The sequence below is a fragment of the Vibrio sp. B181a genome, from assembly GCF_030248375.1.
Classification (GTDB): Bacteria; Pseudomonadota; Gammaproteobacteria; order Enterobacterales; family Vibrionaceae; genus Vibrio; species Vibrio campbellii.
Genome location: NZ_JAHGAD010000012.1, coordinates 11,802 through 23,134, shown reverse-complemented (window position 1 = coordinate 23,134; position 11,333 = coordinate 11,802). Strand labels below are relative to the sequence as shown.

General features: G+C 46.0%; 15 protein-coding genes. All 15 read right to left on the bottom strand.

Going from position 1 to position 11,333, the window contains the following annotated elements:
- Positions 1–2 precede the first annotated feature (2 nt).
- The 15 genes from KIO97_RS06300 to KIO97_RS06230 all read right to left on the bottom strand — a co-directional run bounded on the left by KIO97_RS06300 (position 3) and on the right by KIO97_RS06230 (position 11,101).
- A complete protein-coding gene (locus KIO97_RS06300) occupies positions 3–398 on the bottom strand; it encodes a hypothetical protein (RefSeq protein ID WP_285381541.1) in 396 nt (131 codons plus the stop codon).
- Between the two features lie 225 nt (positions 399–623).
- On the bottom strand, positions 624–1,259 hold the full coding sequence (locus KIO97_RS06295; protein ID WP_005426171.1) for an HrpE/YscL family type III secretion apparatus protein: 636 nt from the start codon (positions 1,257–1,259) through the stop codon (positions 624–626).
- Entirely contained in the window at positions 1,238–1,903 is a 666-nt protein-coding gene (vscK, locus tag KIO97_RS06290) for a SctK family type III secretion system sorting platform protein VscK (RefSeq protein WP_103410051.1), read from the bottom strand. Before vscK ends, KIO97_RS06295 begins: the two co-directional genes overlap by 22 nt.
- Positions 1,896–2,627 carry a type III secretion system inner membrane ring lipoprotein SctJ gene (gene sctJ, locus KIO97_RS06285; RefSeq protein ID WP_373417315.1) on the bottom strand — a complete coding sequence of 244 codons (732 nt, stop codon included), beginning with the start codon at positions 2,625–2,627 and terminating at the stop codon, positions 1,896–1,898. The genes vscK and sctJ overlap by 8 nt, the downstream gene beginning before the upstream one ends.
- Positions 2,628–2,659: 32 nt before the next feature.
- Positions 2,660–3,004, bottom strand: a complete 345-nt coding sequence (gene sctI / locus KIO97_RS06280) for a type III secretion system inner rod subunit SctI (RefSeq protein WP_005426285.1) — start codon at positions 3,002–3,004, stop codon at positions 2,660–2,662.
- Positions 3,005–3,012: 8 nt separating this feature from the next.
- Positions 3,013–3,675, bottom strand: a complete 663-nt coding sequence (locus tag KIO97_RS06275) for a YopR family T3SS polymerization control protein (protein ID WP_285381538.1) — start codon at positions 3,673–3,675, stop codon at positions 3,013–3,015.
- Entirely contained in the window at positions 3,675–4,031 is a 357-nt protein-coding gene (locus KIO97_RS06270) for a YscG family type III secretion system chaperone (RefSeq protein WP_047478813.1), read from the bottom strand. The genes KIO97_RS06275 and KIO97_RS06270 overlap by 1 nt, the downstream gene beginning before the upstream one ends.
- A gap of 3 nt (positions 4,032–4,034) precedes the next feature.
- On the bottom strand, positions 4,035–4,283 hold the full coding sequence (gene sctF, locus KIO97_RS06265) for a type III secretion system needle filament subunit SctF (protein ID WP_005426103.1): 249 nt from the start codon (positions 4,281–4,283) through the stop codon (positions 4,035–4,037).
- A gap of 16 nt (positions 4,284–4,299) precedes the next feature.
- Entirely contained in the window at positions 4,300–4,506 is a 207-nt protein-coding gene (locus KIO97_RS06260) for an EscE/YscE/SsaE family type III secretion system needle protein co-chaperone (protein WP_005426287.1), read from the bottom strand.
- Positions 4,493–5,794 (bottom strand): type III secretion system inner membrane ring subunit SctD, encoded by a 1,302-nt coding sequence (gene sctD / locus KIO97_RS06255; protein WP_285381532.1) that lies wholly within the window; start codon positions 5,792–5,794, stop codon positions 4,493–4,495. Before sctD ends, KIO97_RS06260 begins: the two co-directional genes overlap by 14 nt.
- Before the next feature lie 5 nt (positions 5,795–5,799).
- Positions 5,800–7,671 carry a type III secretion system outer membrane ring subunit SctC gene (sctC, locus tag KIO97_RS06250; RefSeq protein ID WP_285381529.1) on the bottom strand — a complete coding sequence of 624 codons (1,872 nt, stop codon included), beginning with the start codon at positions 7,669–7,671 and terminating at the stop codon, positions 5,800–5,802.
- The gene (locus KIO97_RS06245) at positions 7,671–8,099 is read right to left on the bottom strand and encodes a YscB family type III secretion system chaperone (RefSeq protein WP_039975162.1); all 429 of its coding nucleotides are present in this window, start codon (positions 8,097–8,099) and stop codon (positions 7,671–7,673) included. Before KIO97_RS06245 ends, sctC begins: the two co-directional genes overlap by 1 nt.
- 12 nt (positions 8,100–8,111) lie before the next feature.
- Positions 8,112–9,092 (bottom strand): T3SS regulon anti-activator ExsD domain-containing protein, encoded by a 981-nt coding sequence (locus tag KIO97_RS06240; protein WP_285381525.1) that lies wholly within the window; start codon positions 9,090–9,092, stop codon positions 8,112–8,114.
- 143 nt (positions 9,093–9,235) lie between these two features.
- Positions 9,236–10,096, bottom strand: coding sequence for an AraC family transcriptional regulator (locus KIO97_RS06235; protein WP_285381523.1), 861 nt, complete (start codon positions 10,094–10,096; stop codon positions 9,236–9,238).
- A 597-nt stretch (positions 10,097–10,693) separates the two neighbouring features.
- Positions 10,694–11,101, bottom strand: a complete 408-nt coding sequence (locus KIO97_RS06230; protein WP_021017830.1) for a YscW family type III secretion system pilotin — start codon at positions 11,099–11,101, stop codon at positions 10,694–10,696.
- Positions 11,102–11,333: the final 232 nt, after the last annotated feature.

Genomic DNA, 11,333 nt, shown 5'->3' with positions numbered 1-11,333 from the left:
GATCACCCCGCAGTGGATTCAGTGATCGCATCAAACAAGGCACTGCGTAAACTGAGTGCATTTTGCCAAAAGACATTGAGATCGCTATTCACCACAGACTCATCCGGCAATGCAAAGTTGAGTACAACAGTGGCGTTGTCAGCGGCTAACGAGAACGACGCAATGCCGACAACATCGGGGTGAGAATTTAGCGCCAGCAGTTTGGAAAGTGATATTCCCCCCTCAGGCTGCTTGGCTGGTGACAAAGGGAACATGGCCACCATGCGGTTTTCATAATTGAAAATCGTGGCGTAATGCATGCCATCTTCGCCAACTAAGTTGCATTGACCATTCAAAAGCTGCCATTGCCCGCCAGATAAGTCGGATAGCCAGTTGTTTATGATTTCTTCTTTGTTCATTGCGAGGACCCCTTTTCGTATTGAGTAATCAAAACGATAAGCGTAAGGGCATTCGCCATATATCACTTTTGGTCAGAAGTTTTTAGGGCGCCTTTATCGGCTAGCGCTCACGGCTTTCAGTTGAATGCTAGTGAGAGGAAATTGATGCTGAATCTAGAAATAGCCAGCCACTGAAAATAAAAAAGCCCAGCATGGCTGGACTTTCGGAGAGCAAAAATAAACGCATTAGGGCTGTATCTGCTGGCGTTCACTCAATTGCTTGGTAATAGCTTGCTTGAGCGCTTGCAGCTGACCGTCGATACTCGCATCGATAATACCGACCTCGGTCTCCAGTATGCAGCCGCCGTTTTTTAAACGCGCATCGGCAATGACTTCAACGTACCCCACTTCAGGGAAATCACTGAGTATGGAAGAAACCTTCTCCCGCACTTCAGTAACCTGCTCTGGATGCACATGAAGAATCACTTGCTTTTGGTTACTGACAAGCTGAAGCGCCTCTCTCACGACACTTGCAGTGGTATCCACATCATCAAAGCTGTTGATGATCTTTCTGACGGCATCGAGCACAACGCCTGTCATTTTTTGCTCGACCTGCAAATAGTACTCGTTGCATCGAGCAAGTGTTGCCAGCATGGTTTCGGCGTTCTCGATCTTCGCTTGATCGATGCCGTCCTGATAACCTCGCTGCCTTTCTAGCTCATAGGCTTCGTCCGCTTTCGCAATGATACTTTCTGCTTTTGAGTGCGCCGCCTCAACCAAATGCTGCGAATCTAAGTAACTCACATAGTCTTTTGCTTTGAGCACTTTTAAGCCCGGCGCCAATTGCAAGTTGTCGGTTTTTATTTCAACAAATGAAACCATTGAGGAATTACCTGTTTTGCGATTTTCTTGATAAGTCGATATGCGAGATCACGATGCGCGTCATCCAACCAATCTGCACTGCGATCCGTCAGCGTCAGTTGACGATCGAGCTTAAATTGCCATCGTTGCACTAGCTCTGATGGTGACTTTGCCAGTAAGAACGTGACCCATAAATAACCCAGCTCTCGGGCTGTCTTTTCAAAGCTTTTTTCATCAAGGCTGGTTGGCAGTGGCTTTTGCCAACCGCTGGGCCAGTTGGAAATCATCATCGGTCCTTGTTGGATCAAAAAACGCGTTTCATCCACCCCAAAGACCTGATTAAGACATTGTTTAGGTTGCTTTAGCACCACTTGGCGCATCGCTTGGCAATGCATGATTCCGCCAATCATCAACAGCAGCCGATTTGTTGCCTCTACAGGCAGTAAAGCCAGACTGTTGTATGGATGATTAAAAGCATGATCCGTAATTGGCGACAACGACCAGTCTTCAATACACCACTGATTGATGGCCGCTTGGTTTCTCCATCCTTGGAGTTTTAACAACCAAGGCTGTTTTTCCATTACCCAACTTTCGTCAATATAACTGCAAGGGCAATAGTTAAACTGATGCTGAATTTGGGAAGCCGGCGTTTCGGAATTAACCACGTTTCACGTTCCTGCGGCACCAAGCAAACGTTGCTGCGTTAGAGCCAATGATCAGCAGTACCAAGAAAACAAGGATAGCAATCAGATGGCTTGCGGTGTCTTTGGTCACTTGAATCGACAGAATGCTTTCGAATTGATTACCTTGAGAAGTCACGCGAACTTCCGAAGATGGCACCATCACCACGCTAATACGATCGTAGTTCAACCCTTCGATACTGTTGTTTACTAACAGCTTAATTTGAGGGACATAAGAGTCCAACGCGACATCCGCGGCATGTTTGATAAATACAGATGCCGATGCTGGCGTTGGGCGCTCACCAGGACGAAGATTTTGGTCTTCAAGTACCACGTGAACGCGAGCAATCAACACACCATCAATTTGTGACAATGTGGACGACAGCTCTTGCGATTTCGCGTAAATAAGTCTTGCTCGCTCAGCAAGCGGAGACGAAATCAGGTCGTCTTTCGGGAAGACTTCTTTTAGTGTCGAGAACTCCTCTCTTGGGTAACCTTTGCGCTTAAGCGCATCAACCGCAAACGCAATTTGTGCGTTATCTACCATCAACTTGACGGTGTTGTCTTTATCCGGTTCTTTGGTGGCGACGACACCTTCAGAAAGTAAGATTGACAACATTTCGTTGCCTTCTTTCTGGCTCACACCGGTGTAAAGTTCGGTCTGACAACCCACCAAAAATAGAACCAGTAACATGCTTACTGCACGCATTGTTTTTCTTGTGATGACTGACTTCATTGTGACTACTGTGCCTTTAACAGTGTTTCTACGTTTTGCGTCGTTTTACCTACCGTCTTGGCGATCAGTTCCTCTTGAAAGGTAATTCGAGTCAACGCCCATTGCATTTGCAAAAGCTGAGCAGGATCGTCACCCACCATTTTCATACTGTCGGTTAAGCTGCTTTTTGCGTTATCGATGGTATTTTTCAGTTCGCTAATGTTTTCTAACAAACCACCTTCTAAACCATTGTTTCCTTCCGGGGCCAACATCGCTTGCTCGAAACGTTCGCTAAGCCCATCCTGAGCTTGCGCATCTTGCACTTGCTCTAGATTCGTCTGCATGACTTCGGTGTATTGCGTATTGATCATCTGCGTTCCTATGAGAGCTCTAGTTTGTGGCTGTAAGTCAGCATGTTTTTGACCATTGAGTTGATTTGTATAACAAAGCTCAACTCTTCCCGAACCATGTCTAACAATGGCTCTTGATCAGGAATGTCTTTCAACTCGGCCCAGCTATGCCAAAGTGCTTGTTCCTTTTGCGCGCCCAGAGGGAAATGCTCAGACAGCAGCACTTTTAGCTCCTCACGGTCTTTTGGAGGATCGGCGAGCAAACGTCCAGAAAAGCTGCCCAGTAACTCTTGTTCGAGTGAAGCCAGTAATTCTGGAGACGCTTTATCGGTGCCTTTTACGCTTCTTTCCTGGCTAAGTGCATACCACAACGCCTCTTTCTGCTCGCTTGGAGAAGTAAGCGCTCCGTCAAGTGAGCGGTTAAGTGCCGCTGAGCTAAAGTTTCCGGAACTCTTGAGCGATTCATACCACTCTTTAACTGCCGTCACTTTGGCCTCAGACTGAGAGACGATGTCCGTGCTTTTTTGCACTGGCGATGCACTCTTGTTTGATGAATTGCTTTCTGATGCACTGCTGTCTGACGCACTTTCACTCATCAAACGGCTCATCTTATTTGCCTCATGCGGATCAACTTTGGCTGGCTGCTGAACCTGACTGAGCGCATAGTTGAGCGAGTTGTTTTCAACCTTCATTAAAGGTTCCTGATATCCTGAGAGAAGCTCGTTGCAAAGGCTTGGCTTTCTTCACTGCCTTTTGAAGCGATCGCCAGCCAAGATTCCGCTTTGCTCGCTAACCCTGCTTTACCCGCCGCCAGAGCCGCTAAGCAGACTAAGTCAGGCGAGTTCACGCACACAGGTTCAAGCAGGCGATGCGCCTCTTCGTAGCGACCACGATTCATCAAACTCATAGAACGAATCATTGCCACAACTTCTTCGGTATCCCCTTGGGATTCGAGGCAAGACGCAATTGTCTCTGCCTCTTCGTGGCGATGCATACCGGTTGCCATCAAAGCCGTTTCGGCCAGCAGCAAACGCATGTCTTTTTCCATAACTTACACCTTCTGCAGAATCGACTGCATCACATCCTTGATAGCACGAGTCGTGGTCGCGTTGATGTTGTAAACCACCGACCATTTGTTGATGGTGTGCTGCAATTCAGCCAGCTTTGATGGGTCATCAGCGTTGGTTTCTAGGTTTTTGATCGCTTCGTTCACGGCTTCATTCGCCGCTTTTGCTTGTTCTTCTAGTTTCGCTTTAACATCATCGAGATAAACACTGTTACTCGCATCGTAAAATGACATAGGTATCGCCTCTTGGTTATTTATTGCATTCGACAGTTTCAATCACAGCTAGGGCCGCTTGATAGGCTTCATGCTGTTTGAGTAGCAACTGATATTCATGGGGAGCACAGCCAAGATCGAGCTGGCGCTTAACTGCAGATTGCGCTTGCTTGAACTTGAGGACAATGGCCTCTTTCTGTTCCTGCCCTGAGTCGCTTTGTAGTAGTTGTTCAAGATTTGTCATTGGTATTTCCACCTTCATACCCTAGATCGATCGTGATCACTCGCCCGCCTTTCACCAGCTCTATTCCTGATGGGGTGACGCTAGAAATGCGATACCCTTGAGGGGTGCGAGCCCCAACCATGTAACGAACATTGTCCGTAAGAATCACATAAGGGACTTGGCCGAAGTTCACGCTACGAAACGGAAAATCGATGTTGGTTCCCTTGCTTACTTTAGGAATGGACTTCAAAACCAAATAAGGTTTCTCGCCATACTGCTCACGGAAATCCCTCGTTACGCCATAGAAGCGAGTGGTCTCGATATCGTCCAACTCACCGCGCACTTCAATACGATCGCCACTTGTTACTAACTGAACTTTCTTTAGTAACTCTGCTTTTTCAAGCAAAGCTTTGAGCGTATCCATATAGGCGCCCGCTCTTTGCAGTTCAACCTTCCAAGCGACCAGTCCCGGGACATCGCGTTCTAATATCTGCTCAACTTGGCTCCAACGGCTCGCATCATCAATGTACCCCGTTAAGAGCAGCGTGCCGGTCTCTTCACCATTCTCAACTTTGACTTGGTGATAACCGAGGTTACGCAAGATAAAGCGCACGCCACGACGAATCTCTTCCATGGTTCGCAGGTCACTTTTGTAGTTGATCCCTAGCGCGTCAATTCTTCCCAACAGTTGCAGTTTTGCGGTTCTATCCTCGACGTACCCTTCCAGTACTGCCTGCCTTGCCGTGGCATTCCATTCAACTCGCACATCATCGAGTTTCAATTCGCTCAGAATATTGCGCACTAAAACGATGGGCTCCGCTTCCGTAATGGCATCGCTGTCGCTGGCTCGGATTTGGCTATACCAAACACCGGCAAATATCACGCTTGGGATCAGGCTGCACATCAAGCCGATCAAGACTGTTCTCTTCCAACCTGATGACGGTTTATGAGTGACCGGTGTCGCTTGTTTATCTGCTGCTTCCGTCGTGATATCGATCGCCAAGTCATCTTCAAGATGCCCTACCGCAAACGTTAATCGGCCAACCGAAACCAAGGCGTTGCGTGATAATTCAATCCCATTAGCGTCAACGGTAACGCTCTCGCTATTGATCGAAACCTCATCACAATCACGCAGTAAGACGGTATCGCCATCGCATACCAATACAAGGTGACTAGCCTTGATGTCCGAATCGGTCAGCACAAGGTCGGCGGTAAAGTCATCGCTCCCCAACACCAATGAATCATTGGGTAAGGTCACCTCTACTCCGGCATGAACACCGGAGAGAATACGAATTTTCCATTGCTGCATTGAGGCTATTGCTCCTCTAATGGTCGAACGCAATGATTCTCTGAGCCATCACACTCTTTGATTTGCACTCGCCATCCTTTTTGCCCTGAAGGCAGCTCGCATTGTGATAACAGCGAAGATTTGCCCTGTGACAATAGATCTTGCTGATGACGCTCCGCTTGTACTTGAGATGTACAGCTGTAGAGCGCGAGTGCCGATTTCAGCTCTGAACTGTTATTTGAAATATTGTTCAAGGTGCCGAGCTTCGGTCTTAAGTCATACTCATTCCCGATAAGCACGTTGTCACCAATGCCATCGACAACAATTCTCGGCTCAATAATGAACATGCGCACCGTTCTTCTGGTGGTATCAGTGGTACTTCTAAACAAGGCACCAAGGTATGGGATGTCCCCTAACAAAGGCACTTTACGCAGTTGGTGACTAACTTCATCACGGTACACACCACCGATGAGGAGGCTCTGCCCTTGCTTCACGGTCGCCAACGTGCTGATCTCTGTCTTGCGGATGGATGGCACATCATCAACACCGCCATCTGGAATTTGCGCACCATCTTCAAGATGCAAACTCAGGTTGATTTCTGGTCTTTCAACAAATCGGTCTCCGACAATACGTGGGACGATTCGCAGTAAGGTACCGTAGGTCACTTCTTCAAGCGCCGCCGTTTCTCTACCAATCAACTTGACGTAGAACGTGCTGCTGTTGTTCAACACCGCCTCAACGTTTTCTTGAGTTAGCAAAGTCGGTCGAGACACGACTTGAGCACTACCTTGAGATTCCAACAAACGAATTTGAGCCAACAAGTAGTTTAAATTGGTCGCATCAAGCAGTGACTTAAAGGTCTGCCCGCTGCCTAGCGTCACATCACCACCATCCACGTCACCCGTGGTTTTGATGTCTAAAATACTGTTATTACCGACCTCGATACCCGCTCGCCAATCCACACCAAGTTGGCTCAAATCGTTCGCACTGATATCGACAATCGAGAGTGCCACTTCGATTCGTGACTGTGGCTGATCCAACTGAGCGACCAACTTACGGTACAAAGGCAAACGTGCTTGCGTATCACGCACTATGATGGCGTTTAAACCTGGCTCTGCTTCAACCGACGCACCGCCGTGTACAGAAACATTCTTCGTCGTGGTTGCTGCCGTATTGATGTCCGTTTCTTCACTCTCTTTGGTTGCCTTGATCTGAGTTTGAACACCCGACAATACTCGGCTCAATACCGATGCAATGCCCGGAACCGTCACCGCTTGATCGCGATAAGTGATTTCTCTGTCCGTCGCCGAGGCGTATTTCAAAGGAATAATTTCAACAAACAGCTCATCAGTAGAGTTCGACTTTTGAACCAATCGGCTTTCCAGCGCTTCGGCCGTTTGCACAACCAAATCCACGTATCTAGGTGGGCCCGCTAAGTAAACCAGCCCTTTGTTCTCTGCCGCACGCCAACCGTAGCGAGAATCCCAAATCCCTGTCGATATCAGAGTACTGCGCAGCTCACGGGCAGTCAGAAGTTCAAGCTGTAGCAGTCGTGAACGGGTTTCCGTCGCTTTGTACACATGCAACACCGCGCCATCGAAATACCACATCAGGTTGTAGACCTGTGCTAGGTAATCAAGAAACTCGGCTGGGTCTTCTGGCGTAAATCGACCACTGACTCGATCGTTGACTTTGTCACTGACCGACACAGAAACACGATAGTTAGCGCCAAAGTTATTCAATAGTTCTTTTAAAGAATCGTTGTCGGCATAGTAACGAAACGGCTGATCAGGCCAATCCAACTCTGATGCGTGTAAAGGCAATGCCGCCAACAAACTCAAAGTACATGCAACAGACCAAACAAGTCGGCGAAGTTGTTTTTTTAAAACGGCAAGCATTATGGAATCCAAATACTGTGGCTGACGGTATGATTAACGCGTTGATGCTCTAGCACACCACTAAACTGCTCCACCAAATTCACATGTTGGGAGAGCTGAGCGCATAATGCTTCTGCGGTTGCGCTTTCCATGTTCATCTTTCCTTGCACAATCAACTGTTCGTTATCATTCACCGTCAGTGTGCTACTCGTATCTCGCAGTGTCTTCAAAGAGAGCTGCATACAATGCTTGAGTGCCTGCTCTTTTTGGTAATCGAGGTGCTGTTCAAACTGAAATGGGAGCACGGTTTCCCACAAGACCCATGATGAATGCTGCCGAATGTTAAGCAGCATCTGGTCGACTTCGATATCGTAGGAACCATTATTTGAGGCAATAAAATCCCCAACCCCAAGCGTTGCCGCGAGAGATTTCATCATTTGATCTAACATATTTAGCTCTATTTAAATCTGGCTGAGATGGTTACAAGCTTGACCGCACTGGTTACTCTGAATATCAAAATAGTAGTGATCCACATTGCCAACGGTGTGCATGTCTTGAAACCACTGCCAAATCTTCGCAACCGCATTTAAGTCGCTGTACACATGGTCACAAGCGTCCCACACGTCGTTGAGCTCAGGCGCTTGTACTCGAGCTTCGCCACACCAGACTTTCCATTCAGAGATAAACTTATCTGACGTTTCGCCGTACTGAGATAGACCTTTGAGCTTCTCAAGCGTTGGCTTCCACTCTTCCACCATCGCTCGGTGAGATTCGACTGCCTGATTTTGTTGTTCATTAAGAACATCCAGCTGCTCATACAGTTCACTCTGCTGGCTCTGGATCAGTGCTAACTGCTGCTCTGCAAAAATCGCACTGTTTTCTTCTGTCGACAGTCTCAACCAGTAGTCTTTCTGAATACTCAGCTGATTAATCAACTGCTCAAGCTTGATGGTGTCATGCAACACCGCCTGATCTGTCTTTCGGTTCACCCACTCATTCAGGGTTAAATACATCGACAGGATCAGCGTTTTAGGGGACGCTAAATTGAAGCGAAAACCTAATCGGCTGTTAATGTAATGCAGCCTTTGCTCAAAAGAGCTCAACACATGATTGTCACTCAGTTGCCCACCCACCTCGAGAAAGAGGCGCATGGCAAACCGGTCTAAAGAGGTACCAAACCTTTGATAGGTTTTCACCACTTGGCTTGCACATAAGCAATCAACGACATTGCGGTCAAGCAAACGTTGCAGCAAAGACAATTGTTCTGAACTCAAAACATCTTCACTAAGCAGTTGTCGGTGATTGACATTAACAACATTGGGCACTTGCGATGATTGGGTTAAACCTTCGTATCTTGCGCCTCTCTGCAATACAGTGACCTTCCTTTGCGTCACAATGTTGTTAGGAAAAAGCGAACGGCGTCGCCAATGCAGCTTTTTCATTGGTGTTGTTCTCCGCATCTACTTCGAACAATCCAGAAGGAAGTAGAGGTAATAGTGTTGTTCGTTGTTACGCTGAGCATAATAGAGTTTACGTCAGTTGATGCCTTTCAAAATTAGTCAGAAAATTTTAGTCGTCAGACATTTCACTTAGCAATAGCGACTTGTTCATCCCCAGAACGTACACGACTTGGTGTCGTTCCAAAACGGCGTCGGTAACTTTGCGTAAAGTAAGATTGACTAGAAAAGCCCGCTTCCATTGCGACGTCGACAATGCTCATTTTGCTGGTAAGCAATAACTTATGGGCATGCAGCAAACGGCGCTCACTGATCCACGCCCTAGGAGAAACGCCATAGTGCTCACTAAAGAGCTCTTTAAACGTCGTCAGGCTCGCGCCAAACTCTTGTGCGTAGTCGGTCAGCTTCCACTCCTTCAGGTAATGGAGTTCCATAAAGCGACGCAGTCGGTCTGAGGTTTTGTTGGTCAGCTGTGATAATAACGCATACAGGTTCTCACCTTGCTCACCGTGGAGCAATAAGATGAGCATTTCCTCGTATTTTAAGCGCATGATGGTGTCAGGATAAGACTGCTCTTCTAGCGTCTTCATCCCTGATAAGGTCTGCTCTATCAACAAATTGAAAGTAAACGGGAACAATCCAGACTGAACGTTCTCAACTTTTGGTAGCGACATCAGTAAATCACTGTGCTTTTGCAAAAATTGACTGACAAGTTCATTGTCGAATTCGATCACTGACGCCGTATATTGGCCATCTACTGGCGTGTATTCTAGTAAGTAATCCCCTTGAGAGAGAAACACACCACAACCAGCGACGATATCTAACGTGCAATCCCCCGTCTGAACTCGCAATTGCCCATTGTGAACGACAACAATGTGAGACTGGCGAGAATGAAAAACTTCATCGTATTTTTCATAGTAACAAGTACTATGGATTTTTCGCGATAGCGAGTTGACCCTTTCTGTGTTTAGTTGGCCTAACACATCCATTTTCTACCCTTCATAATCCTAATTTCTCTAATCCAAATAGAGAAATGCCAAAGCCTGACTACGCCTATACAAAAACGTACGTGCGATGTTTAATCAGAACGATGTCAATTAAAGAAGCAAAGAAAAGAGCATAGGTGCCATAGCACGACCATACTCCCCGAATAAATTACAAATAGCTCAAAAACTACCGGTGGTAGCAAAAAATCATCTTGGAAAAACGTCTCGATATTGTTTGTTATATTCTCGAGAAATTAATAAGCTTTTGCTAAAGTTCAACTTATAACTAGTGATACTCAAGCAACCAAAGCTCTTATTACATTAGAATAAATGAAAGTACTAATATTTAAGCCTACTCTCACCTATATTGGTATTTCCACAAAAAATGGAGTGTTTATTTTTAAACCACTCTATCTAGCCAACTTCATAGAAGCGGAGGATATAAACATAAAAATTGCAGTGAGTGCAACTGATATTCATATAAAGAAGCACTGAGCCGATGACTTGACCCCATTAATAATTAGGGTTTTAGCTCCGGATTATTCGCTTCATTCAACTTAAATTTTTATTAAAATAGAAAAAATGAAAACGATTACTTTTCTAGTTATTATTGTAAGCTTCTAGTTTTAAATCCTTATGCACTCTGCCTTGCGTAAAAATATAGCCTTCTTCTTTACTGGCTCTGATTTCCCCTTGAGAACGTAACACTGCGCGGATCTTCATTTCACCCTTACCTGCTTGTATAGGCGCAATAACAAAAGAGTACTGCACAGGCAGCTGAACCCCCTGATATGTCTGCTTTGCGACTGTAATACACCGTTCTGTGGTTACTTGGCACACATCAATATCAACCGATGTACTCACGGGCGCAATATACTCATCAAAAGCCACCCACCCATACAGCACAGCTTGGGAAGAGCTCGCAAAGCCGCCGTTTGAGGAATTGGTGTGAGTGCAAGCATTCAAAAACAACAGACTTAGCAACCCAATAAGCGTTCTAGATTTCACTGCGTACTCTATCTACTTATCTTTTTATTAAAAATGACAGTCGCAATTCTGGTACAGAAATATATAAAAGATCAACCTGTATTTTATAAATAACTCAAAAAATAAATTCTCAAAAATAAGAAATCATTAATTACACTGGATTTGCTTTGTTTTAAAATTTGACATTAGTTCCAAGCACATAATCAAATATTATATAAGTGAGATTTATATGCACTAATGATATAAGCAACAC

What these genes read in the sequence shown, in the direction of transcription:
- sctJ (WP_373417315.1), bottom strand. Translation starts at nt 2,627, where the DNA reads ATGCGTGCAGTAAGCATGTTACTGGTTCTATTTTTGGTGGGTTGTCAG.
- KIO97_RS06260 (WP_005426287.1), bottom strand. Translation starts at nt 4,506, where the DNA reads ATGACAAATCTTGAACAACTACTACAAAGCGACTCAGGGCAGGAACAG.
- KIO97_RS06240 (WP_285381525.1), bottom strand. Translation starts at nt 9,092, where the DNA reads ATGAAAAAGCTGCATTGGCGACGCCGTTCGCTTTTTCCTAACAACATT.
- sctI (WP_005426285.1), bottom strand. Translation starts at nt 3,004, where the DNA reads ATGATCAATACGCAATACACCGAAGTCATGCAGACGAATCTAGAGCAA.
- KIO97_RS06235 (WP_285381523.1), bottom strand. Translation starts at nt 10,096, where the DNA reads ATGGATGTGTTAGGCCAACTAAACACAGAAAGGGTCAACTCGCTATCG.
- sctD (WP_285381532.1), bottom strand. Translation starts at nt 5,794, where the DNA reads ATGCAGCAATGGAAAATTCGTATTCTCTCCGGTGTTCATGCCGGAGTA.
- sctC (WP_285381529.1), bottom strand. Translation starts at nt 7,671, where the DNA reads ATGCTTGCCGTTTTAAAAAAACAACTTCGCCGACTTGTTTGGTCTGTT.
- KIO97_RS06300 (WP_285381541.1), bottom strand. Translation starts at nt 398, where the DNA reads ATGAACAAAGAAGAAATCATAAACAACTGGCTATCCGACTTATCTGGC.
- KIO97_RS06270 (WP_047478813.1), bottom strand. Translation starts at nt 4,031, where the DNA reads ATGGAAAAAGACATGCGTTTGCTGCTGGCCGAAACGGCTTTGATGGCA.
- KIO97_RS06245 (WP_039975162.1), bottom strand. Translation starts at nt 8,099, where the DNA reads ATGTTAGATCAAATGATGAAATCTCTCGCGGCAACGCTTGGGGTTGGG.
- sctF (WP_005426103.1), bottom strand. Translation starts at nt 4,283, where the DNA reads ATGTCATTTTACGATGCGAGTAACAGTGTTTATCTCGATGATGTTAAA.
- KIO97_RS06295 (WP_005426171.1), bottom strand. Translation starts at nt 1,259, where the DNA reads ATGGTTTCATTTGTTGAAATAAAAACCGACAACTTGCAATTGGCGCCG.
- KIO97_RS06275 (WP_285381538.1), bottom strand. Translation starts at nt 3,675, where the DNA reads ATGAAGGTTGAAAACAACTCGCTCAACTATGCGCTCAGTCAGGTTCAG.